This window comes from Pseudomonas sp. A014, assembly GCF_052378495.1.
Lineage (GTDB): Bacteria > Pseudomonadota > Gammaproteobacteria > Pseudomonadales > Pseudomonadaceae > Aquipseudomonas > Aquipseudomonas machongensis.
The window spans coordinates 5,909,969-5,931,478 of the sequence record NZ_CP199001.1 but is presented as its reverse complement, the minus strand read 5'-3'; the positions used below and the strand labels follow the sequence as shown (position 1 = coordinate 5,931,478).

The 21,510-nt window shown below is 63.6% G+C and carries 22 protein-coding genes; 11 read left to right on the top strand and 11 right to left on the bottom strand.

The window, feature by feature from the left end:
* Positions 1 to 3 precede the first annotated feature (3 nt).
* The 5 genes from pstA (at position 4) to ACTYOL_RS27245 (ending at position 5,514) form a co-directional block, all read left to right on the top strand.
* Positions 4 to 1,674, top strand: coding sequence for a phosphate ABC transporter permease PstA (gene pstA, locus ACTYOL_RS27265; protein WP_151925842.1), 1,671 nt, complete (start codon positions 4 to 6; stop codon positions 1,672 to 1,674).
* A gap of 72 nt (positions 1,675 to 1,746) precedes the next feature.
* Entirely contained in the window at positions 1,747 to 2,580 is an 834-nt protein-coding gene (gene pstB, locus ACTYOL_RS27260) for a phosphate ABC transporter ATP-binding protein PstB (RefSeq protein ID WP_054892955.1), read from the top strand.
* A gap of 61 nt (positions 2,581 to 2,641) precedes the next feature.
* Positions 2,642 to 3,412 carry a phosphate signaling complex protein PhoU gene (phoU, locus tag ACTYOL_RS27255; protein WP_153774182.1) on the top strand — a complete coding sequence of 257 codons (771 nt, stop codon included), beginning with the start codon at positions 2,642 to 2,644 and terminating at the stop codon, positions 3,410 to 3,412.
* Positions 3,413 to 3,574: 162 nt separating this feature from the next.
* Positions 3,575 to 4,480: a response regulator gene (locus ACTYOL_RS27250; RefSeq protein WP_153774183.1), complete on the top strand. Its 906-nt coding sequence runs from the start codon at positions 3,575 to 3,577 to the stop codon at positions 4,478 to 4,480.
* Positions 4,481 to 4,623: 143 nt separating this feature from the next.
* Complete coding sequence (locus tag ACTYOL_RS27245) at positions 4,624 to 5,514, top strand: M23 family metallopeptidase (protein WP_054894889.1); 891 nt, start codon at positions 4,624 to 4,626, stop codon at positions 5,512 to 5,514.
* A gap of 9 nt (positions 5,515 to 5,523) precedes the next feature.
* Here ACTYOL_RS27245 and ACTYOL_RS27240 read toward each other — a convergent pair whose 3' ends face one another.
* From ACTYOL_RS27240 to phoB, 3 genes are all read right to left on the bottom strand, one after another.
* Entirely contained in the window at positions 5,524 to 6,864 is a 1,341-nt protein-coding gene (locus tag ACTYOL_RS27240; protein ID WP_054894888.1) for a hemolysin family protein, read from the bottom strand.
* Positions 6,865 to 6,992: 128 nt separating this feature from the next.
* Entirely contained in the window at positions 6,993 to 8,300 is a 1,308-nt protein-coding gene (phoR, locus tag ACTYOL_RS27235) for a phosphate regulon sensor histidine kinase PhoR (RefSeq protein WP_197891693.1), read from the bottom strand.
* Between the two features lie 45 nt (positions 8,301 to 8,345).
* Complete coding sequence (gene phoB / locus ACTYOL_RS27230; protein WP_003253341.1) at positions 8,346 to 9,035, bottom strand: phosphate regulon transcriptional regulator PhoB; 690 nt, start codon at positions 9,033 to 9,035, stop codon at positions 8,346 to 8,348.
* A gap of 170 nt (positions 9,036 to 9,205) precedes the next feature.
* Here phoB and ACTYOL_RS27225 point away from each other — a divergent pair, with 170 nt between their 5' ends.
* Positions 9,206 to 9,577 (top strand): COG4315 family predicted lipoprotein, encoded by a 372-nt coding sequence (locus ACTYOL_RS27225; protein WP_063541824.1) that lies wholly within the window; start codon positions 9,206 to 9,208, stop codon positions 9,575 to 9,577.
* Between the two features lie 104 nt (positions 9,578 to 9,681).
* On the opposite strand, the gene ubiA is transcribed toward ACTYOL_RS27225, so the two are convergent.
* Entirely contained in the window at positions 9,682 to 10,572 is an 891-nt protein-coding gene (gene ubiA, locus ACTYOL_RS27220) for a 4-hydroxybenzoate octaprenyltransferase (RefSeq protein WP_197891692.1), read from the bottom strand.
* Positions 10,572 to 11,129 carry a chorismate--pyruvate lyase family protein gene (locus ACTYOL_RS27215; protein ID WP_153774185.1) on the bottom strand — a complete coding sequence of 186 codons (558 nt, stop codon included), beginning with the start codon at positions 11,127 to 11,129 and terminating at the stop codon, positions 10,572 to 10,574. Before ACTYOL_RS27215 ends, ubiA begins: the two co-directional genes overlap by 1 nt.
* Before the next feature lie 202 nt (positions 11,130 to 11,331).
* Here ACTYOL_RS27215 and ACTYOL_RS27210 point away from each other — a divergent pair, with 202 nt between their 5' ends.
* The 4 genes from ACTYOL_RS27210 (at position 11,332) to ACTYOL_RS27195 (ending at position 13,695) form a co-directional block, all read left to right on the top strand.
* Entirely contained in the window at positions 11,332 to 11,499 is a 168-nt protein-coding gene (locus tag ACTYOL_RS27210; protein ID WP_011536423.1) for a rubredoxin, read from the top strand.
* Between the two features lie 30 nt (positions 11,500 to 11,529).
* The gene (locus tag ACTYOL_RS27205; RefSeq protein WP_444757364.1) at positions 11,530 to 12,678 is read left to right on the top strand and encodes an NAD(P)/FAD-dependent oxidoreductase; all 1,149 of its coding nucleotides are present in this window, start codon (positions 11,530 to 11,532) and stop codon (positions 12,676 to 12,678) included.
* 187 nt (positions 12,679 to 12,865) lie between these two features.
* Positions 12,866 to 13,165 carry an HU family DNA-binding protein gene (locus tag ACTYOL_RS27200; RefSeq protein ID WP_054894882.1) on the top strand — a complete coding sequence of 100 codons (300 nt, stop codon included), beginning with the start codon at positions 12,866 to 12,868 and terminating at the stop codon, positions 13,163 to 13,165.
* Positions 13,166 to 13,317: 152 nt separating this feature from the next.
* Positions 13,318 to 13,695, top strand: coding sequence for a hypothetical protein (locus ACTYOL_RS27195; RefSeq protein ID WP_054894881.1), 378 nt, complete (start codon positions 13,318 to 13,320; stop codon positions 13,693 to 13,695).
* 39 nt (positions 13,696 to 13,734) lie between these two features.
* Here ACTYOL_RS27195 and ACTYOL_RS27190 read toward each other — a convergent pair whose 3' ends face one another.
* The 6 genes from ACTYOL_RS27190 to exbB all read right to left on the bottom strand — a co-directional run bounded on the left by ACTYOL_RS27190 (position 13,735) and on the right by exbB (position 20,447).
* A complete protein-coding gene (locus tag ACTYOL_RS27190) occupies positions 13,735 to 15,138 on the bottom strand; it encodes an aminoacyl-tRNA deacylase and HDOD domain-containing protein (RefSeq protein ID WP_153774186.1) in 1,404 nt (467 codons plus the stop codon).
* 80 nt (positions 15,139 to 15,218) lie between these two features.
* On the bottom strand, positions 15,219 to 17,297 hold the full coding sequence (recG, locus tag ACTYOL_RS27185) for an ATP-dependent DNA helicase RecG (RefSeq protein ID WP_063541818.1): 2,079 nt from the start codon (positions 17,295 to 17,297) through the stop codon (positions 15,219 to 15,221).
* A 4-nt stretch (positions 17,298 to 17,301) separates the two neighbouring features.
* A complete protein-coding gene (locus tag ACTYOL_RS27180) occupies positions 17,302 to 18,228 on the bottom strand; it encodes a hydrogen peroxide-inducible genes activator (protein WP_065864604.1) in 927 nt (308 codons plus the stop codon).
* A gap of 93 nt (positions 18,229 to 18,321) precedes the next feature.
* Positions 18,322 to 19,056 carry an energy transducer TonB gene (locus ACTYOL_RS27175; protein WP_063541816.1) on the bottom strand — a complete coding sequence of 245 codons (735 nt, stop codon included), beginning with the start codon at positions 19,054 to 19,056 and terminating at the stop codon, positions 18,322 to 18,324.
* Positions 19,053 to 19,481, bottom strand: coding sequence for a TonB system transport protein ExbD (exbD, locus tag ACTYOL_RS27170; protein WP_054894876.1), 429 nt, complete (start codon positions 19,479 to 19,481; stop codon positions 19,053 to 19,055). Before exbD ends, ACTYOL_RS27175 begins: the two co-directional genes overlap by 4 nt.
* A gap of 3 nt (positions 19,482 to 19,484) precedes the next feature.
* A complete protein-coding gene (gene exbB / locus ACTYOL_RS27165; protein WP_153774188.1) occupies positions 19,485 to 20,447 on the bottom strand; it encodes a tonB-system energizer ExbB in 963 nt (320 codons plus the stop codon).
* Positions 20,448 to 20,639: 192 nt separating this feature from the next.
* Here exbB and ACTYOL_RS27160 point away from each other — a divergent pair, with 192 nt between their 5' ends.
* Entirely contained in the window at positions 20,640 to 21,491 is an 852-nt protein-coding gene (locus ACTYOL_RS27160; RefSeq protein WP_197891688.1) for an SDR family oxidoreductase, read from the top strand.
* Positions 21,492 to 21,510: the final 19 nt, after the last annotated feature.

Here is a 21,510-nt window from a genome sequence, read left to right as displayed (position 1 = left end):
TCCGTGAAAAAGGATTCCCTCAAAGGCTGGTTCAAGAGCGGTGCGCCGGGCGTGTGGATCAGCGGTGGCGCGGTCGCCATGGCGGTGATCATGACCGTCGGCCTGCTCGCCGTGATCGCTGTGCGCGGCCTGGGCCACTTCTGGCCGGCCGACCTGATCCAGGCCACCTACAAGGTGCCCGGCCAGGCCGATCATGTGATCGTCGGCGAAGTGGTGCAGAAGGAAGAAGTCCCGCGCGAGCGCCTCAAGAGCGCTGGCCTGCCGGTACCTGACCAGGGGCCGGAGTTCATGACCCGCGAGCTGGTCAAGGTCGGAAACCGCGACCTCAACGGCAGCGATTTCACCTGGCTGGTCGGCGAATGGCTGGTGGACCAGAGCAAGCCTGCCGACCTGATTGCCCTGGAGCGCCGCGAGTGGGGCAACTTCTATGGTTACCTGGTCAGCGTCAAGGAAGAAGGTCGTGTGGTCGCCGAAGGCCCGAGCGCCTGGAACGAACTGCAGAGCCGCCTCAAGCGCGCCAGCGACCTGAACGACCAACTGGTGTCGCTCGAGAAGAAAGATATCGGCTCCATCAACCACGGCCTCGAACGCCTGCGCCTGCACAGCCGCAAGCTGGAACTGCAGGGCAAGCTGGATGCGGCCGCCCAGGCCGATATCGAGTCTGAACGCGCAGAGCTGAACAGCCGCTACAAGACCATCGAGGAGCGTCTGACCGGCCTGCACCAGGCCTTCGCCCGCGACAGCCTGGTGGCCCGCGACGCCAACGGCCGCCAGGTGGAGATCAACCTGAGCAAGGTGGTGCATGCCATCCAGCCGAACGGCATGTCGGCGATGACCAAGATGGGCGCCTACTTCAGCAAGGTCTGGGAGTTCCTCAGCGACGACCCGCGTGAAGCCAACACCGAAGGCGGCATCTTCCCGGCCATCTTCGGCACGGTGATGATGACCCTGATCATGGCCGTGATCGTCACCCCCTTTGGCGTGCTGGCGGCGGTCTACCTGCGCGAATACGCCAGGCAAGGCCCGGTTACGCGGCTGATCCGCATCGCGGTGAACAACCTGGCCGGCGTGCCGGCGATCGTCTACGGCGTATTCGGCCTGGGCTTCTTCGTGTACGTGCTGGGTGGCTCGATCGACCGGCTGTTCTTCCCCGAATCGCTACCGGCGCCTACGCTGGGCACGCCAGGCTTGTTGTGGGCCTCGCTGACCCTGGCGCTACTGGCGGTTCCTGTGGTGATCGTCGCCACTGAAGAAGGCCTGGCGCGGATTCCGCGTACCGTGCGCGAGGGCTCGTTGGCCCTGGGTGCGACCAAGGCCGAGACGCTGTGGAAAATCGTACTGCCGATGGCCAGCCCGGCGATGATGACCGGCATGATTCTCGCCGTGGCGCGCGCCGCAGGCGAGGTGGCGCCGCTGATGCTGGTGGGTGTAGTGAAACTGGCGCCATCGCTGCCGGTGGACGGCAACTACCCTTACCTGCACCTCGACCAGAAGATCATGCACCTGGGCTTCCACATCTACGACGTCGGCTTCCAGAGCCCCAACGTCGAGGCCGCGCGACCGCTGGTCTACGCCACGGCGCTGCTGCTGGTACTGGTGATCGCGACCCTCAACCTCTCGGCGGTGTGGATCCGTAACCACCTGCGCGAGAAGTACAAGGCGCTCGACAGCTGATCCTGATTGCAAGTGAGCCGCCCACGGTATGGGCGGCCCTTTGAAACGAATTGATAGCGTATGGAGTTGACCATGCAGCAAGAATCCCACTCCCACGGCATCGACATGTCGGCCCTGGGCCGCGACAAGCAGAGCCTGCGCCTGGCCGAAGAGACCGTGGCGATCGAAGTCCCGGGCCTGTCGCTGTTCTACGGTGACAAGCAGGCGCTGTTCGATGTACAGATGAACATCCCCAAACAGCGCGTGACCGCCTTCATTGGCCCGTCCGGCTGCGGCAAGTCCACGCTGCTGCGCACCTTCAACCGCATGAACGACCTGGTCGATGGTTGCCGCGTGGAAGGCGCCATCAACCTGTACGGCAACAACATCTACCGCAAGGGCGAAGATGTGGCCGAGTTGCGTCGCCGGGTGGGCATGGTGTTCCAGAAGCCCAACCCGTTCCCCAAGACCATCTACGAGAACGTGGTCTACGGCCTGCGTATCCAGGGTATCAACAAGAAGCGCGTGCTCGACGAAGCGGTCGAGTGGGCGCTCAAGGGCGCGGCGCTGTGGGATGAGGTCAAGGACCGCCTGCACGACTCGGCGCTGGGACTGTCCGGTGGTCAGCAGCAGCGTCTGGTGATCGCCCGTACCATCGCCGTGGAGCCTGAGGTCCTGTTGCTCGACGAGCCTTGCTCGGCACTGGACCCGATTTCCACGCTGAAGGTCGAAGAGCTGATCTACGAGCTGAAATCCAAGTACACCATCGTCATCGTGACCCACAACATGCAGCAGGCGGCGCGCGTCTCCGACTACACCGCTTTCATGTACATGGGCAAGCTGATCGAATTCGGTGATACCGACACGCTCTTCACCAATCCGGCGAAGAAGCAGACCGAAGACTACATTACCGGGCGTTACGGCTAGCAGCGCGGCGATTCGGCGCCCCGACAAGCCCGCTCCTACAGGATTCAGGGACTAGAGAACGATGATCAACAAAGAAAGCCTTACCCATCACATCTCCCAGCAGTTCAACGCCGAGCTCGAGGAAGTGCGCAGCCACCTGCTGGCGATGGGGGGCCTGGTCGAGAAGCAGGTCAACGATGCCGTGACTGCGCTGATCGAAGCCGATTCGGGCCTGGCCCAGCAGGTGCGTGAGGTCGATGAACAGATCAACCAGATGGAGCGCAACATCGACGAGGAATGCGTACGCATCCTCGCCCGTCGCCAGCCTGCGGCGTCCGACCTGCGTCTGATCATCAGCATCTCCAAGTCGGTGATCGACCTGGAGCGCATCGGTGACGAGTCGACCAAGATCGCCCGTCGCGCCATTCAGCTGTGCGAGGAAGGCGAGTCGCCCCGTGGCTACGTCGAAGTGCGTCACATCGGCGACCAGGTGCGCAACATGGTCCGCGATGCACTGGACGCCTTCGCCCGTTTCGACGCCGAGCTGGCACTGTCGGTGGCCCAGTACGACAAGACCATCGACCGCGAATACAAGACCGCGCTGCGCGAGCTGGTCACCTACATGATGGAAGACCCCCGTTCGATCTCGCGGGTGTTGAGCGTCATCTGGGCCCTGCGCTCGCTGGAGCGTATCGGCGACCACGCCCGCAATATCTCGGAGCTGGTGATCTACCTGGTGCGTGGCACCGATGTACGCCACATGGGCCTCAAGCGCATGAAGGCCGAGGTCGAGGGCGACACTTCCGGCTCTGCCGAAAAGGCTAATGTTCCGGGCGAATCGGACGATAAGTAATATTGCTCCCGAGCATCAACGCCCGGCCTCGTCCGGGCGTTTTCGTTTGTGGCAGATACAGCAGGCACCCGCGAACAGTCTTGAAACGTCCCGGCGTGACCAGTGGTTTGGCAAATTGCCATCAGTCGGCGGTATGCTAGTCGGGATTCAAGAGGAGTATCGATGAGTAAAGTCAATGTGCTGGTCGTGGACGATGCGCCGTTCATCCGCGACCTGGTGAGGAAGTGCCTGCGCAATGCCTTCCCAGGCATGGTCATCGAAGACGCGGTCAATGGCCGCAAGGCCATGGCCATGCTGAGCAAGGAACGTTTCGACCTGGTCCTGTGCGACTGGGAGATGCCGGAGATGTCCGGCCTTGAACTGCTGACCTGGTGTCGCCAGCAGGAAGAAATGAAAGCCCTGCAGTTCATCATGGTGACCAGCCGTGGTGACAAGGAAAACGTGATTCAGGCCATTCAGGCTGGCGTCTCCGACTTCGTTGGCAAGCCGTTCACCAACGAACAGTTGCTGACCAAGGTGAAGAAGTCCCTGGCCAAGATCGGCAAGCTCGAGGCCCTGATGGCGGGAGCGCCGGCGCGAGTCAATTCGGCCTTTGCCAACGATTCGCTGAGTGCCCTGACCGGCGGCAAGCCCGAAGCCGTGAAGGTCGCGCCAACGCCTGCGTCGGCTGCCGCTAGCAAACCGCTGATCAGCGCACCGCCACCGCAGAGCGCTGCCGCTGCAGCCCAGTCCGGGCGAGGTCAGGGGCAGCTGCGCCTTTCCAGCGGTACTCAGCCCTGCGTGATCAAGGCCCTCAGCCTCAAGGAAGCGCTGTTGGTGGTGCGCCGCAGTGCTGCTCTGCCGCAGGTGCTCGAAGGTGCGGTGCTCGATCTGGAGCAGGGTGAGAACGCCGAGGTCGCACGGTTGAACGGTTACCTGCATGCCATCGCCGCGCTCGAGCCCAAGCCTGAGAGCGACTGGCTGCAACTGACGTTCAAGTTCGTCGATCAGGATGCACAGAAGCTCGATTACCTGTCGCGATTGATCGCCCGCGGTACTGCGCAGAAGCACTTCACGCCGGGCGGTTGATCCGCTGTTCCACCCTCCGGTAAGAGCGGCAAAAGGCCGCTCTTACCGCGTCAGATTCGAAGCAGTCACCCGACCAACTGTCATACCCCCGGGATAACTCGCTGCTAGGCTCAAGACATAACAACTGTCAAAAAGCCACTATCATGCGCGCCTGCCTGTTGCTGTCCCTGCTCTTGGCTTCGGCACCGGGCATGGCCATGACCCTCTACAGCACCACCGACACCTTCGGCGTGGCGTCCTATTCCTACCAGCCCAGCCCCGGGGCACGGGCAATGGCCTTGCGCGAGCCGATGGTCGAGCGTCTCGACGATCAGGTCCGTCTGCAGCCCGAAACCTTTGCCGGGGGCGTGCGTTTCCTGGCGCGCAATGATCTGTTCGCCCCAGTGGAAGTCGAACTGCGTCTGGAAGGCCTTGGCAACGCCCGCGACGGTAACGCGCCGCGTATCGTGCGACGGGTGCTGGCGCCGCGCTCCACACAGGTGCTGAGCGTGTTGCTGGCGCGTTCCGGCGGCCAACTGAAATACCGCGCCAAGCTGCGTCACGCCCTCGGCGACCCCGCGCAGCGCCCGCAAGCCTACCGCTATCCCTTTCCGTGGCGCGGCGGTCCGTTCCGGCTGAGCCAAGGGCCCAACGGGCGCTTCAGCCATTTTGGCGCGAAGGGCCGCTATGCCATGGACATCGCCATGCCAGAGGGCACGCCGATCATTGCCGCTCGGGGTGGCGTGGTGGTCAAAGTGGAGAACCGCCAGAGCGGACGTGGCAACAACCCTTCGGGCAACTTCGTGCGGATCCTGCACGCAGACGGCACCATGGGGGTGTACCTGCACTTGATGCGGGGTTCCGTGGTGGTGAGCGAGGGTCAGCGGGTGGGGCAGGGTGAGATGCTGGGCAAGTCTGGCAACACCGGCAACAGCAGCGGGCCACACCTGCATTTCGTGGTGCAGCGCAACGTGGGGCTGGCGCTGGAGTCGATTCCCTACCGTTTCGACCGTCCGATTGGCGGACTACCGGACTTCACGGCAGGGAACCCATGAACAGCGTCGTCAGTCGAGCTTCAGCACCTTGGCCAAGACGATCTTCGGCCCTTTCATCTTCTTGATGATGATGCGCAGGCCTTCGACTTCCAGCACTTCCTCTTCCTCGGGCACGCGCTTGAGCGACTCGTAGACCAGGCCTGCGAGGGTCTCGGCCTCGATGTGGTCAAGGTCGACGCCCAGCAGGCGTTCGACCTTGAACAGCGGCGTGTCGCCCCGCACCAGCAGCTTGCCCGGCTGATAGGCAAGGATGCCGCGTTCGGCTTTGCGGTGTTCGTCCTGGATATCGCCGACCAGCACTTCCAGCACGTCTTCCATGGTCAGGTAGCCGATCACCTTGCCATCGGCTTCCTCGACCAGCACGAAATGCGCACCGCCCTTGCGGAACTGCTCGAGCAGCTGCGACAGCGGCATGTGTCGCGATACGCGTTCCAATGGCCGCGCCAGGTCTTCCAGGTCGATGCTTTCAGGAAGGTGGTCCAGCTCGGCCAGTTCCAGCAGCAGGTCCTTGATGTGCAGCAGGCCGGTGAACTCTTCGCGCTCGGCGTCGTACACCGGGTAGCGGCTGAACTTGTGGCGACGGAACATCGCCAGGATGTTCTTCAGCGGCGCCTTGGCATCGAGCACCACCATGTCTTCACGGGAGTTGGCCCAGTCGACCACCTCCAGCTCACCCATTTCCACCGCCGAGGCCAGCACGCGCATGCCCTGGTCGCTTGGGTCCTGGCCGCGGCTGGAGTGCAGGATCAGCTTGAGCTCTTCACGGCTGTAGTGGTGTTCATGGTGCGGCCCGGGCTCGCCCTGGCCGGCGATGCGCAGGATGGTGTTGGCGCTGGCGTTGAGCAGGTAGATCGCCGGGTACATCAGCCAGTAGAACAGGTACAGCGGCACTGCCGTCCACAGCGACAGCAGCTCGGGCTTGCGGATCGCCCAGGATTTGGGTGCCAGTTCGCCGACCACGATGTGCAGGTACGAGATCACGAAGAAGGCGACGAAGAACGACACGGCCTTGATCAGTTCCGGGCTGTCGACGCCCAGATAGGCCAGCAGCGGTTCGAGCAGGTGGGCGAAGGCCGGCTCTCCGACCCAGCCCAGGCCCAGCGAGGCCAGGGTGATGCCCAATTGGCAGGCCGACAGGTAGGCGTCGAGCTGGTTGTGTACCTTGCGCAGGATGCTGCCGCGCCAGCCGTGCAGCTCGGCGATGGATTCGACGCGGGTAGAGCGCAGCTTGACCATGGCGAACTCGGCGGCAACGAAGAAGCCATTGAGAACTACCAGGAACAGGGCAAAGAGAATCATGCCGAAATCGGCGAATAGAGAAGCGAGGCTGATACCAGGGGAAGGGTCCATGATGGAGTTTTTACGGGGTCCGTCTTTGAAAGAGAGAGAAAAAAAGTGCCAGCTCTAGCTGGCACAGGGGATCCAATGTAGCGGCTGAAGCTGCAAAAGCAAAGGGGATGGTTTTTGCTCGCCGATTCTCAGCTGCGATTTACCGCCAATTGTGCCGGCGCAAAATGACAGGTGAACGTGCTGCCATGACCCGGCACGCTACTGATTTCCAGCTTGCCGCGATGGCGCATCAGCACATGCTTGACGATCGCCAGGCCCAGCCCGGTGCCGCCTGTGTTGGAGGCACGGCTGGAGTCGACTCGGTAGAAGCGTTCGGTCAGGCGCGGCAGGTGCTTGGCGTCGATGCCCACCCCGGAGTCCTGCACGCTCAGGTGTGCCCCCTGCTCGTCGGCCCACCAGCGGATGCGAATGGTGCCTTCCTCCTGGGTGTACTTGACCGCATTGAACACCAGGTTGGAGAAGGCGCTGCGCAGTTCCGATTCGCTGCCTTTCAGGCGCAGGCCCGGCGCGGCTTCCAGGGAGATGTTCTGGCGCTTGGGCCCGGACAGCGCCTGGGCGTCACCCTTGATCGACTGCAGCAAAGTATCCACCGCCACCGGCTGATTGTCCGAGGGATAGTCGGTCGCTTCCAACTTGGCCAGTAACAACAGGTCGTTGAGCAGGGTCTGCATGCGCGAGCCTTGCTGGCTCATCTGCTGCAGCGCGCGAGCCCAGCGCGGGTTCACGTCCTCGACGTTATCCAGCAGCGTCTCGAGGTAGCCGGCGATCACCGTCAGCGGCGTGCGCAGTTCGTGGGAGACGTTGGCGACGAAGTCCTTGCGCATCTGTTCGAGCTGGTGGATGCGGGTTACATCGCGCACCAGCATCAGGTGCTCGTTGTTGCCGTAGCGGGTGATGTGCAGTTGCACGCGCAGGCGGTCGTTGATTGGTGAGGGGATTTCCAGCGGTTCGATGTAGTTTTCCGCTTCGAAGTATTCCTTGAAGCGCGGATGACGGACCAGGTTGGTGACCGGTTGCCCGCCATCTTGGGGCGTCTTGAAGCCCAGCAGGGTCTCGGCGGCGCGGTTCCACCACTCCAGGTTGCCATCGCTGTCGAGCATGATCACCGCATCGCGCAGGGCAGCGGTGGACTCCTGGACTCGGTCGATCACCGCTTGCAGGCGCCCGCGGACACGCTGGTCGCGGCGCTGCAGGTGGTAGATGCTGTCGAACACTTCGCCCCACAGCCCGTAGCCGTCCGGCGGCGCCTCGTCGGGCTGGTGGTTGCGCAGCCATTCGTGCAGGCGCAGCAACTGCTTCAGGGTCCAGCCCAGGTAGAGCGCCAGGCCAACCGCCAGGCTCCAGCCGTATTGCCCGCTGATCAGCCCGCCGAGCAGGCAGACGCTGATCAGCAGGAGCAGGTGGCGAATCAGGGTCGCGTGCCAGTTCGGGTTCAATTCACAGTCCTTGTACAGCGGCTTGCAGTGAAGCGTGCGGGCGCGTCAGCTCTTGGTCGAGAAACGGTAGCCGGTGCCGCGGACGGTTTGTACCAGATTTTCGTAGGCTTCACCCAGTGCCTTGCGCAGGCGACGGATGTGCACGTCGACGGTGCGCTCCTCGACATAGACGTTGCCGCCCCAGACCTGGTCGAGCAGCTGGCCACGGGTGTAGGCGCGCTCCTGGTGGGTCATGAAGAACTGCAGCAGGCGGTATTCGGTCGGGCCCATCTCGGCGGGTTTGCCGTCGATGGTAACGCGGTGGCTGATCGGGTCGAGCAGCAGGCCGCCGACTTCGATCGGTGCCTCGCTGTCGCTCGGGCCGGTGCGGCGCAGCACGGCCTTGAGGCGGGCCACCAGCTCGCGGGGCGAGAACGGCTTGGTGATGTAGTCGTCGGCACCGACTTCCAGGCCCTGGATCTTGTTGTCCTCTTCGCCCTTGGCGGTGAGCATGATGATCGGGATGTCCCCGGTCAGCTCGTCGCGCTTGAGACGGCGTGCCAGTTCGATGCCGGAGGTGCCGGGCAGCATCCAGTCCAGCAGGATCAGGTCCGGCTTGCGGTCGACGATAATGGCGTGGGCCTGCTGAGAGTTCTCTGCCTCGAGGCAGTCGTAGCCGGCCATTTCCAATGCAACGGCGATCATCTCGCGAATAGGCGCTTCGTCGTCGACGATCAGAATGTTCCTGCCAACCATGCTCAAAACTCTCCCATCTATGATGTCTTGGCCCGCATTAGATAACGGAATTATTGCAGCTGTGTGACAGGGCGTTGGCCGTTCTGGCGACATTGCATGACTGCGCTAGGCTTCACAGGGCCGCTGCGGCGGTGTTTCTCCTTCTTCCCCCCGACACGATGGTGATTCCAATGACACGACATACGCTGAGCTGGATGGCCCTTTTCGCTGCGCTGGCATTGCCGGGGGTGGCGTCGGCGCACCACGCGATGGAGAAGGACGGCATGTGGGTCGACCATGCCGGCATGACCCTGTACACCTTCGACAAGGATGCCGGAGGCAAGTCGATGTGCAACGGTGATTGCGCAACCAACTGGCCGCCGCTGCTGGTCAAGGCCGAGGATGAAGCGGCCAAGGACAAGTGGACGGTGATCGAGCGCGATGATGGCAAGAAGCAGTGGGCCTATGATGGCAAGCCGCTGTACACCTTCATCAAGGACAAGAAAGCCGGGGACAAGACCGGTGATGGCGTGAAGGATGTCTGGCATATCGCCAAACCCTGACGCGTGGTCGGTCTTTGTGGGAGCGGGCTTGCCCCGCGATTGCGTCAGTGAATTCACCAGTGCGATCGCGCGGCAAGTCGCAGCGGCGAACCGCTGCGCTCCCTTCAGCGCAGCGCGTAGTCCAGCACCACGCCGATGAAGATCAGCAGGCCCGCCCAGTGGTTGTGCAGGAACGCCTTGAAGCAGGCATCGCGATCCAGCGTGCGGGTCGACCAGAACTCCCAGGCGAAGCATGCCAGGGCGCCCAACAGGCCCAGGTGGAACCAGCCACCCAGTTCGAAGTGGTTGCCGGCCAGCAACAGGCAGCCGAGCGACAGCACCTGCAAGGTCAGGATGATCACCCGATCGGCCTCGCCGAAGAGGATCGCCGTGGATTTCACGCCGATCTTCAGGTCGTCGTCGCGATCTACCATCGCATAGTAGGTATCGAAGGCTACCGTCCACAGCAGGTTGGCGATGTACAGCAGCCAGGCCGCCGCTGGCAACTCACCCCCTGCAGCGGTGAAGGCCATTGGGATGCCCCACGAATAAGCGGCGCCCAGCACCACCTGCGGGTAGTAGGTGTAGCGCTTCATGAACGGGTAGCAGAACGCCAGGGCAACGCCGCCAAATGACAGCCACACGGTGCTGGCGTTGGTGCACAGCACCAGCAGGAAACTGATCCCTGTCAGCACCACGAACAGCATCACCGCTTCGCGGGGCTTAATCCGGCCGCTGGCCAGGGGGCGATCGGCGGTGCGCTTGACGTGGCCGTCGACCTTGCGGTCGGCGAAGTCATTGATCGCGCAGCCCGCCGCGCGCATCAGCGCAACTCCGAGGCCGAAGATCAGCACGTTGGCCAGGGTTGGTGCACCCCTGGCGGCGATCCACACGGCCGCGAGCGTAGGCCACAGCAACAGGTAGATGCCGATGGGACGGTCCAGGCGGCTGAGCTGGACGAAGTCCCAGGCTCTGGGGTGCAGGCGGTTGAGCGACTTGAGCAGCTGCAGGTACATCAGGGCGATACCTCCTTGTCCGCCTGCCACATCGCTGGCAGGAATACCTCGGCGACCAGCAGGTCCAGGCCATCGCGTTCGAAGCGCGAACGGCGGCCCCAGAGGTTGGCGCTGGCAACCTCCGTCGGCATCCACGCCTGTGGGTACGTACACACCTCGATGGGGTGGCGAATGAACGCCTGGTCGCAGAACAGCAGTTCGCCGAGCGAGCGGCTGCCCAGGGTCGCCAGATCAAGACCGCCGCGCTCCAAGGCTTCGCGGCTGGCGACGCTGCGGGCGAATACCCAAGGCTGGTCATGGCCGCGCAGATAGACTTCACGCACCCATCCCTGCGCGCCTGGCGCAAGATTCAGGGCGAGGCATTCGTCGTCACGCAGTGGTTGCCAGCCTTCGAACAGCGGCGTCACGCAGAAGTGGTCGTGGGAGAGGCGGGTCAGGCGACGGGTCAGGGAGCCTTCGTCGAACAGCCAGTCGAGGGTGCGCTGGTCGAGGTCGCTCGCCAGCTGTGGATACGCCAGCCACGCGACAGCGGCTGCTTGCGGGGATTCGTACGACACGTCGGTATGCTTGTTACATCCAGAGAGGCGGCGAGCTTAGCATGATTGCCGGGTTTGCTTGCATACTGCCGGCCGGGCCAGTACAAAGCCCGTCATGAATTGCGCGGTGAGTGCTTCGCGGGGGAGCCCGCTCCTATGCAGGGGCGGGTTCAGCCATGAGAGAACCATCAGCGGCAACACAACGCCTGACCGAGGAACCCTGATGAAGAAGTGGCAATGCATTGTCTGTGGCCTGATCTACGACGAGGCCGAGGGCTGGCCGGACGACGGGATCGCTCCAGGCACCCGCTGGGAAGACGTGCCGGAAGATTGGCTGTGCCCCGATTGTGGTGTAGGCAAGAGCGACTTCGAAATGATCGCCATCGGCTGATCGACGACCCCCTGCAAGAGGAAGCACGACATGACGTCCCCTGTGGTGATCATCGGCACTGGCCTTGCGGGCTATAACCTGGCCCGGGAATTTCGCAAGCTCGACGCTGACACGCCGCTGTTGCTGATCACCGCCGACGACGGTCGCTCCTATTCCAAGCCGATGCTCTCCACCGGCTTTGCCAAGCACAAGGACGCCGACGGCCTGTGCATGGCCGAGCCGGGCGCCATGGCCGAGCAGCTCAAGGCCGAGATTCGTACCCATACCCGTATCAGCGGCATCGACCCTGGTCACAAGCGCTTGTGGATCGGCGAGGAGGCGGTGCAATACCGCGACCTGGTGTTGGCCTTGGGTGCGCAGACGGTACAGGTGCCGATTGAGGGCGACGGCACCGAGCTGGTCTTTCCGATCAACGACTTGGAAGACTACGCGCGCTTTCGTGCCGCCGCCGCGGGCAAGCAGCGCGTGTTGCTGCTGGGTGCCGGGCTGATCGGCTGCGAGTTTGCCAACGATCTGACCCTCGGCGGCTACCAGTGCGACGTGGTGGCGCCCTGTGAGCAGGTGATGCCGACCTTGTTGCATCCTGCTGCCGCCAGTGCGGTGCAGGCTGGCCTGGAAGGGCTGGGCGTGCGCTTCCATCTGGGCCCGGTGCTGACCCGCCTGCAACGCACCGGCGGCGGACTCGAGGCTCACTTGTCCGACGGCAGCGTGATTGCCTGTGATCTGGTGGTCTCGGCCATCGGCCTGCGACCGCGTACAGACCTTACCGCCGCTGCCGGGCTGCAGGTGAACCGGGGGGTGGTGGTGGATCGCCAACTGCGGACCTCCCACGCGAACATCTTCGCCCTGGGCGATTGCGCCGAAGTGGATGGCATCAACCTGCTCTACGTCATGCCGCTGATGGCTTGCGCCCGCGCGCTGGCGCAGACGCTCGCCGGCAACCCCACGGGTGTGAACTATGGCCCGATGCCTGTCACGGTAAAGACGCCCGCGTGCCCGCTGGTTGTTTCGCCAGCACCGATGGGCCGAGAGGGAACCTGGCAGGTCGAAGGGCAGGGCAGCGACCTGAAAGTGCTGTGCTACAGCGCCGATGGCCAGTTGCTGGGCTATGCCCTCACGGGGTCGGCGGTGATGGAAAAGCTGGCGCTGAATCGGCAGCTTCCGCCTCTAATGGCCTGAATGCCGTTCGAACTGTCGTATTTGGCCTGTTCTTGGCGCGACAATGGCCGCTCAGACACTGGCGCGGCCACGGTGAGCGTGCCATTCTCACTTCCGTCTGCCGCAGATTAGAGCCTGCGGCGCCTTGGGCGCTGCTTTCGCAGGTAGCACGGCATAACAACAAAAATCCCGTCAAAGAGGCTTCACTATGCGTAAACCAGAACTCGCCGCCGTCATCGCCGAAAAGGCCGATCTGACCAAGGAAAAGGCCAATCAGGTGCTGAACGCGATTCTCGACAGCATCACTGGCGCGCTCGACAAGGATACCGTCACCCTGGTCGGTTTCGGCACCTTCGAGAAGCGTCACCGCGGCGCGCGCACCGGCAAGAACCCACAGACTGGTCAACCGGTGAAGATCAAGGCCAGCAACACTGTTGCCTTCAAACCTGGCAAGAACCTGCGTGACAGCGTCAACGTTCCCGCCAAGCCAGCCAAGAAAGGCAAGTGATCGATTCCTGACACTCGAGTGTCATCCGAACGGGCGCCCCAGGGCGCCCGTTGTGCTTTCTGGCATGCAGAAACAATGCGGCGAGCTGGCGTAAAAAGTTTAAGAAAGGGATAAACTGCGCGCTTCAGTCATATTTCAATCGAGGCGCGCTGATGAAGTTTCGCTTTCTTCTCTGGGCCATGGGGCTGCTGATGGCCAGGGCCAGCCGTAACAACCCGGCGTTCCAGCAGCAACTGCGCGACAAGGACCTGGTGTTCCAGATGCAGACCTTGGATGGCAAAGTGGCCCGGCATTTCACGGTGAGTGGTGAGCGCATCAGCAGCAAGGGTGGCCTGCACCCTCAACCGGCCTTTGCCATCGCCTTCAAGGATGCCGCGTTCGGCTTTGCCACCTTGCAGGCTGGCAACAAGCAGTTGGCGTTCATGCAGGGGATCCAGGACAAGAACATCCAGATCAAGGGCAACCCGGCATTGGTGATCTGGTTCCAGGGGCTGATGAAATACCTCAAGCCCCGCAAGAAAAAGGCCTGAATCCGCCTGTGTACGAGCGGGCAAACCCGCTCTTGCCAGTCAGTGTGGGGCCTGGAACTGCGAGGCCAGTTCGCGCAGCAGCGCTTCGGCTTCCAGCACCTTGCTCACTACGTCCTCCGCCTTGTCGCGGGTCAGCCCAAGGCGTTCGAGCAGCGCCTCCGGAATCTCTTCCTGCGGTCCTGAGCCAATGCCCCGCGAACGCAGCAGCGACGTGGCCAGGCACACGAGGTTCGGGTAGGCCGAATACTCGCCTTCATAGCTTGGGTCGTGCTGGAAGCGCAGCGCCGCGGACAGCTCATCCGGCATGTCCCACAGCTTCATCAGCCAGGCGCCGATCTGCTCGCGGCTGATGCCCAGCAGGTGCTGCTCGACATAGCTGTGGTACAGGTGCGGGTTGACCTCAAGATGACGACAGATCAACGAGAAATGCGGCGGGAACACGTGGGCCAGCAGCAGATAGCCGAAGTTGTGCAGCAGCCCCGCCAGGTAGGTTAGACCCGCTTCGGGGCGTTCGGCGCGCGGCATGGCGCGGGTCAGGCCTTCGATCACTGCGGCTGTGTAGATCGACTGCTGCCAGTAAGGCGTGGCCTGCTGCGGATGGTCTTTCGGCAGGCTCAGGGTCTTGCCCAGGGCCAGGCCCAGCGCAAGGTTGATCACCAGGTCGAAGCCCAGCACGCGAACGATGGCATCTTCCACCGAGCGGATCTTGCCGGGTGACGCGTAGTAGGGCGATGCGGCCCAGCTCACCACCTGTGCGGCCAGTGCCGGGTCGGTTTCGACCACGCCGGTGATGTCGTCGACGCTGGCGTTGGGGTCGACGCGCAGCTTGATGATCTTCTGCGCGGTGTCGGCCAGTGGCGGGATCTCGATGGTCTGCTCCAGGCGCTGCTGGATGCGTCGGGCAGTGAAAGCCTGGACCGCGTTGGAGATTTCCTTGGTGTCGTCGTGGGGGCGGTCGAGGTTGCGCTGGATGCTTTCGACTTCAAGGCCAAAGCTGCCTGCGCTGGCCTTGCTCAGCATGCGCTTGAAGTTGTCGCGGGCCACTTCCAATAGCAGCCCAGCCTCACCGGACTGGATCAACAGGCTATCGGCGTTGAGCAGCCGTTCGTCGTACAGGCACGGTGAGCTGGTCAGGGCCGGGATTGCCGGCAAGGCCTTGAGCTGGTGCTTGTCGAGCATCTTCTTCAATCGCTCCAGCGGCACGGCCTTGAGTTTGCGACCGGTCAGCTCTTCCAGGCGCTTCAGGTCCAGCAGATGGCTTTGTGGGAACAGCACCATGAGCGCGCCGACTTCATCGTCCAGCAGAACGGCCTGGACGCGCGATTTCGCGGGCAGCCGCGGGTGTTCGGACACCTCGCGATAGGCTACGCCGAGCTTTTCCAGCAGCAGTCGGATGACCGACGGAGCGTGCGGGGTTGCGGTGTCCAGGGCCACTTCAGTCATGGTCTGTTTCCAAAGGTGTCTTTTCAAACGCGAAGTATAACCATCCTGAGCCCCGAGCTGGGGCACGAATGGGACCGGTGTCACACTTGGCCGTATTGTTGGCCGTGACGCAGCCACCGATCCAGTAGCGGGCTGACATGATCGGGCCAGCGTGCCAGCAATGCCTGTGCGGCGTCGCGTACTGCGGGCAGCAGGTCGGCGTCACGCATCAGGTCGGCGACCTTGAATTGCAGCAGGCCGGTCTGTCGGGTGCCGAGCATTTCGCCGGGGCCGCGCAGCTCAAGATCCTTCTCGGCGATGACGAAGCCATCGTTGGTCTCGCGCATGATCCCTAAGCGTTCGCGGCCGATCTGTGACAGTGGCGGGTGATAGAGCAGCACGCAATGGCTGACGGCGCTACCCCGACCGACCCGGCCACGCAGCTGGTGAAGCTGGGCCAGGCCCAGGCGTTCAGGGTTTTCGATGATCATCAGGCTGGCGTTGGGCACGTCCACCCCCACCTCGATCACCGTGGTGGCCACCAGCAATTGCAGATGGCCGGCCTTGAATTCGGCCATCACCGCGGCTTTTTCCGCAGGCTTCATGCGCCCGTGGATCAGGCCCACACGCAGCTCGCCGAGCGCGCTGCCCAGCTCTTCGAAAGTACTTTCGGCGGCCTGGCAGGTCAGCTCTTCGGATTCCTCGATCAGGGTGCACACCCAGTATGCCTGGCGCCCTTCGGCGCAGGCAGCGCGGACCCGCTCTACCACCTCGAAGCGGCGACTGTCGGCCACCAGCACGGTATTGACTGGCGTTCGGCCGGGCGGCAGCTCATCAAGAATGGAGGTATCGAGGTCGGCGTAGGCGCTCATGGCGAGCGTACGCGGGATGGGGGTGGCGGTCATGATCAACTGGTGCGGACACAGCGTGCCGTTCACGCCCTTCTTGCGCAGAGCCAGCCGTTGCTGCACGCCGAAACGGTGCTGTTCGTCGATGATCGCCAGGGCCAGGTGGCGAAACTTCACTTCTTCCTGGAACAGCGCATGGGTGCCGACCACCATGGGGGCGCCGCCGGCGATTTGCTCCAGCGCACTGGCGCGAGCCTTGCCTTTGAGCTTGCCAGCCAGCCAGGCGACTTCTATCCCCAAGGGTTCGAGCCAGCGCTTGAAGGTGATGTAGTGCTGTTCGGCGAGGATCTCGGTGGGCGCCATCAGCGCGACCTGGTAACCGGCCTCCAGCGCCTGCAGCGCTGCCAGCGCAGCAACCACGGTCTTGCCGGCACCCACGTCACCTTGCACCAGGCGCATCATCGGCTCTGGCTGGCTGAGGTCATAGGCGATCTCGTTGCCTACCCGCTGCTGGGCACCGGTGGGAGTGAATCCGAGGTTGGCCAGGTACTGTCCGGGCAGGCGGCTGGCCTTGGGCAGCACCGGGGCTCGCAGGGCACGCAGGCTCTCACGCAGACGCTGCTGGGAGAGCTGGTGCGTGAGCAGTTCCTCGAATGCGAGGCGGTGCTGGGCCCAGTGCTGGCCTTCGGCAAGCTCGTCGAGGTCGGCGTCGGCGGGTGGGTTGTGCAGGTAGCGGATGGCGTCGTCCAGTGGCGCCAGGTGATAGTCGCGGGCCAGCTCATCCGGCAGCCAGTCGGGCAGGCTGCGCGGGCCGAGCTTGCTCAGGCTGAGCTGGCAGAGCAGGCGCAGACGCTGCTGGGTGAGGCCTTCGGTTGTCGGGTAGATCGGCGTCAGGGTCTGCTCGACCGGCGGTGGCGGTTCGTCGCCGTTGAGCGCGCGGTACTCCGGATGATAGATCTCAAGGCCAGAGGCACCGGGGCGTGCCTCACCGTAGCAGCGCAGGTGGGTGCCACGCTTGAGGCCTTCTTTCTGCGCATTGCTGAAGTGATAGAAGCGCAGGCTAAGCACGCCTGTGCCGTCGCCCAGGCGTACCACCAGGCTGCGGCGTTTGCCCATGGTCACGTCAGCCCCGCTGACCACGCCCTCGATCACGGCATCCTGACCGGGACGCAGGGCGCCGATCGGTACGACGCGGGTGCGGTCCTGGTAGCGCAGTGGCAGGTGGAACAGCAAGTCCTGCAGGCTTTCCAGGCCGACCTTGGCGAGTTTTTCCGCCATGGCCTCGCCGACGCCCTTGAGCTCGGTGACCGGGACCTTCGACAACTCCGTCATGGCATCAGGCCGGCTGTGGCGCAGGCGTCTTGGCGACCGAACAGAGGCGGATCGAATCGGCGAGGATCTCGATTGCCTTTGGCCGCGGGAAGCTGGCGCGCCAGGCGATGGCAACGGTTCGGAACGGTGCAGGCGCTGTCAGTGGACGCACTTCGATGACGCCAGGGGCGTAGTGATGACTGTGCACCGCCGACAACGGCAGGATCGAAACACCTAGGCCCGAGGCGACCATATGACGGATGGTCTCCAGCGAGCTGGATTCGACCGTGGTGTGCTTCGAGGCATCGTTACCCTTGTTCAGGGTCGGGCAGGCTTCGAGCACCTGGTCGCGGAAGCAGTGACCTTCGCCGAGCAGCAGCAGGCTCTTGTCGTTGAGCAGGGCGGTGTCGATGGTCTTCTTGGCGGTCCAGGGGTGATCGGCCGGCATCAGCGCGCAGAATGGCTCATCGTACAGCGGTAGCGTCAGCACGTCGGCCTCGTTGAACGGCAGCGCGATGATCACCGCGTCCAGTTCGCCGTTGCGCAGTTTCTCGCGCAGCACGTGGGTGAAGTTCTCTTCGATGTACAGCGGCATCTGCGGGGCAACCCGGTGCAACTGTGGAATCAGGTGCGGGAACAGGTAGGGGCCGACGGTATAGATGGCGCCGACTTTCAGTGGAGCAGTGAGCTGGTTCTTGCCGGCCTGGGCCAGTTCGCGGATGCCTTGGGCCTGCTCGAGCACCTTCTGCGCCTGGGCGACGATGCTTTCGCCAACCGGTGTCAGGCGTACGGCGCTCTTGCTGCGCTCGAAGATCAGCACGCCCAGCTCGTCCTCAAGCTTCTTCACCCCGACCGACAGGGTCGGCTGGCTGACGTGGCAACGCTCGGCGGCATGGCCGAAGTGCTGCTCCTGAGCGAGTGTGACGATGTAGCGGAGTTCAGTGAGGGTCATAACGTGCGTCCATGAAGTTGCGGCCCCAGCATAGCGGGTGCAATCGATAGACGCACGTTATCAGACTTGCGGTTTTGTGACAGATGCAATGTATCAGCGCTTGTCCAACGAGTAGACGAAGGGCGCCACTACCTCGATCGTGCCATTGTTCAACAACTCCGCAGGCGGCTTGGGTACCGTGCCGGCGCGGCGGATCATGTCCATCGTCGCGCGGTCCAGTGCAGCACTGCCTGAGCCTCCGGCCAGTGAATACGACAGCACCTTGCCCTCGGCATCGACCACGAAGCGCAGCCGGTTGATCCCTTGCAGGCCACGGCGACGCGCGTCTTCCGGGTACTTCTTGTACTTCGCCAGGTGACGCAGCAGGTCGCTTTGCCACGTCGGCAGGGCGTTGCTGTTGGAGGCGATACTCGGCTGCGGCGCTGCCGACTTCTGCGGCGGAGCGTTGCTTGGCGCGGTATCGGCCACTTGTTCCTTGGCCGGTGGTTCGTCCTTCGGCGGCTCAGGCTTTTTCTCGGGCTTGGGCGGCTGGGGCTTGGCCTTCGGCTTGGGCGGCTTAGGGATCGCGATCTTCGGTTTCGGAGCCTCCACCAGCTTGGGCAGCGGTGGCTCTTCGACCGGCGCAGGCGGCTGTGGAGCCGCTTTCGGTGGCGGCGGTGGCGCAGGCTCGGGGACCGGTGCCAGCTCGACCATCATCGCTGCCGGCGGCAGCTCGATGGCCTGGGGCACCGACCAGTTGAGCGTCAGCACTACGGCGATCACGTGCACACCGAGCACGGCTGCCAGGCTGGCACCGTAGCGCACCAGGTTGGAGCGCTTGTTCGTCATTTCTTGGCTGCCGTCTCGAGTCCGACCAGACCGACCTTGAGGTAGCCGGCCGCGCGCATGGTGTTCATCACTTCCATCAGGTCGCCGTAGTCAACACCCTTGTCGGCCTGGAAGAAGATGGTGGTTTCCTTGTCGCCCTTGGTCTTGGCGTCGAGCATCGCGCCAAGCTGTTCGGGCAGGGCCACCGCGTCATCGCCGACGTACAGCTTCTTGTCGGCCTTGACGCTGACAAACACCGGTTTCTCGGGCCTCGGTGCAGGTTTTGCGGTCGAGGCTGGCAGGTCGACCTTGATGTCGACCGTCGCCAGTGGTGCGGCAACCATGAAGATGATCAGCAGTACCAGCATCACGTCGATGAACGGCGTGACGTTGATTTCGTGGTTTTCGGCGAGGTCGTCGCCACCTTCGTTGAGATGCAGGCCCATGGCTTACCCCACTTTCACCATGTGCGGGGCGGCGCGCTCGCCAGCCTGATGGTCCAGGTCACGGCTGACCAGCAGCAGGACCTGCGCCGAGGCGTCGGAGACCTGCGCCTTGTAGCCGGCGATGGAACGGGCGAAGACGTTGTAGATGACCACGGCCGGAATCGCGGCGACCAGGCCCAGGGCGGTGGCCAGCAGGGCTTCGGCGATGCCTGGGGCAACGACGGCGAGGTTGGTGGTCTGGGTCTTGGCGATGCCGATGAAGCTGTTCATGATGCCCCACACGGTGCCGAACAGGCCGACGAATGGCGCGGTGGAGCCGATGGTGGCCAGCACGCCGGTGCCGCTGCTCATGTTGCGACCGCTGGCAGCGACCAGGCGCTCCAGGCGGAAGCTGACGCGTTCCTTGATGCCTTCCTTCTCGCGGGTGTTGGCCGACAGGCGCATTTCCTCGAGGGCGTCGTGGATCAGGGTATGAGCCAGGGTGCCCTCCTTGTCGGCGACGCTGCTGGCTTCTTTCAGGCTGGCAGATTTCTTCAGCAGGGCGATTTCACCGCGCAGGCGGCGCTTGGCGCCCATCAGCTCGAAGCCCTTGGCGATCCAGATGGTCCAGGTGATGATGGAGGCGATGGCCAGGCCGATCATTACCGCCTTCACGACGATATCGGCGTTCTTGTACATGCCCCATGGGGACAGGTCGTGGGCCATGCCCAGCGAGGTGTCTTCGACCAGTGCTTCGACGTTCTCGCCTGCTGGCGCCTGGGCCTCGGCGGGCTCAGCGGCGTTCGCGGATGCCTGGCCAGTGGCGGCCGGGTCAGCCGGAGCGACTGCAGCAGGAGGGGTGGCGCCGTTGGCGGCAGGCTCTTCAGCCATGGCGGCCGGGGCCAGCACCAGGCTGAACAGCAGCGCGGCGATGGCGCGCCAGGCGCGCGACGTGGTTGGCGAAGCGGAAGGTTGAGTACGAGTCATGCTGGCCGGACCTGATGAAGAAAAATAAGGTGGTGTTCTCCATGGCCTCGAGGCGGGCCGAGAACTGATCAGGGCGCCATTATTGCAAGTAATTCTTGTTAACAAAAGTAATAGAGTAACTTTTTTTACGCTTTGGATAGCCGCTGATCGTCTAATACGGCTAGCCTGGGCCTTTCGTTCTGGAGTGAAGTGATGTCGGATCTGTCCGCGATGATCGTAGGTTGTGGTGATGTAGGCAGCCGCCTGGCCCGGCAACTGCTCGCCTGCGGCTGGCAGGTACATGGGCTGCGTCGCACGGTGGCGCAGCTGCCCGCAGGCGTTCTGCCGGTGGCAGCCGATCTGTCCGACGCCAGCATTCCTGCAGGCTGGCCTGAGCGTTCGCCGGACTATCTTGTGTATTGCGTGGCTGCCAGCCAGCACGATGAAGCCGGTTATCGATCCGCCTATGTGGAGGGTTTGCGCCATGTGCTGAGCTGGTTGGCGGACAAGGGGCAGCACCCGCGCCGCTTGCTGTTCGTGTCCAGCAGCAGCGTCTATGCGCAGCAGGGCGGCGAGTGGGTCGAGGAAGGTGCGGCCACCGAGCCCGAGGGGTATTCGGGGCGGATCATGCTGGAGGCCGAGCGCTTGGCGCTCGAGAGCGGGATTCCCGCCAGCCTGGTGCGTCTGACGGGGATCTATGGCCCCGGCCGCGAGTGGCTGCTGAGCCAGGTGCGCCAGGGATATCGGGTGGCCGAGGAGCCGCCGCTGTACGGCAATCGCATTCATGCCGAGGACGCGGCCGGTTTGCTGGCGTTCCTGCTGCAGGCAGACGCGGACGGGGTGGCGCTGGAGGACTGCTACATCGGTGTCGACGACGATCCGGCCCCGCTGGCCGAGGTGGTGGCCTGGCTGCGCCAGTACATGGGCGTTACCGAGTGGTCGGACGAGCAGCGCGTGCGCCGCACCGGCAGCAAGCGCTGCAGCAACGCGCGGGCACGGGCGCTGGGCTGGGTGCCGCAGTATGCGAGCTACAAGGAAGGCTACGCGGCGATCCTGAAAGGCTGACCGGGTGCCCGTAGGAGCG

Coding starts and splice junctions, on each gene's coding strand:
- ACTYOL_RS27210 (WP_011536423.1), top strand. CDS start 11,332: ATGAAGAAGTGGCAATGCATTGTCTGTGGCCTGATCTACGACGAGGCC.
- exbB (WP_153774188.1), bottom strand. CDS start 20,447: ATGACTCGTACTCAACCTTCCGCTTCGCCAACCACGTCGCGCGCCTGG.
- ACTYOL_RS27195 (WP_054894881.1), top strand. CDS start 13,318: ATGAAGTTTCGCTTTCTTCTCTGGGCCATGGGGCTGCTGATGGCCAGG.
- ACTYOL_RS27205 (WP_444757364.1), top strand. CDS start 11,530: ATGACGTCCCCTGTGGTGATCATCGGCACTGGCCTTGCGGGCTATAAC.
- ACTYOL_RS27200 (WP_054894882.1), top strand. CDS start 12,866: ATGCGTAAACCAGAACTCGCCGCCGTCATCGCCGAAAAGGCCGATCTG.
- ACTYOL_RS27180 (WP_065864604.1), bottom strand. CDS start 18,228: ATGACCCTCACTGAACTCCGCTACATCGTCACACTCGCTCAGGAGCAG.
- exbD (WP_054894876.1), bottom strand. CDS start 19,481: ATGGGCCTGCATCTCAACGAAGGTGGCGACGACCTCGCCGAAAACCAC.
- recG (WP_063541818.1), bottom strand. CDS start 17,297: ATGACGGAGTTGTCGAAGGTCCCGGTCACCGAGCTCAAGGGCGTCGGC.
- phoU (WP_153774182.1), top strand. CDS start 2,642: ATGATCAACAAAGAAAGCCTTACCCATCACATCTCCCAGCAGTTCAAC.
- ACTYOL_RS27160 (WP_197891688.1), top strand. CDS start 20,640: ATGTCGGATCTGTCCGCGATGATCGTAGGTTGTGGTGATGTAGGCAGC.
- phoB (WP_003253341.1), bottom strand. CDS start 9,035: ATGGTTGGCAGGAACATTCTGATCGTCGACGACGAAGCGCCTATTCGC.
- ACTYOL_RS27245 (WP_054894889.1), top strand. CDS start 4,624: ATGCGCGCCTGCCTGTTGCTGTCCCTGCTCTTGGCTTCGGCACCGGGC.
- ACTYOL_RS27225 (WP_063541824.1), top strand. CDS start 9,206: ATGACACGACATACGCTGAGCTGGATGGCCCTTTTCGCTGCGCTGGCA.
- pstB (WP_054892955.1), top strand. CDS start 1,747: ATGCAGCAAGAATCCCACTCCCACGGCATCGACATGTCGGCCCTGGGC.
- ubiA (WP_197891692.1), bottom strand. CDS start 10,572: ATGTACCTGCAGCTGCTCAAGTCGCTCAACCGCCTGCACCCCAGAGCC.
- ACTYOL_RS27250 (WP_153774183.1), top strand. CDS start 3,575: ATGAGTAAAGTCAATGTGCTGGTCGTGGACGATGCGCCGTTCATCCGC.
- ACTYOL_RS27190 (WP_153774186.1), bottom strand. CDS start 15,138: ATGACTGAAGTGGCCCTGGACACCGCAACCCCGCACGCTCCGTCGGTC.
- ACTYOL_RS27240 (WP_054894888.1), bottom strand. CDS start 6,864: ATGGACCCTTCCCCTGGTATCAGCCTCGCTTCTCTATTCGCCGATTTC.
- ACTYOL_RS27175 (WP_063541816.1), bottom strand. CDS start 19,056: ATGACGAACAAGCGCTCCAACCTGGTGCGCTACGGTGCCAGCCTGGCA.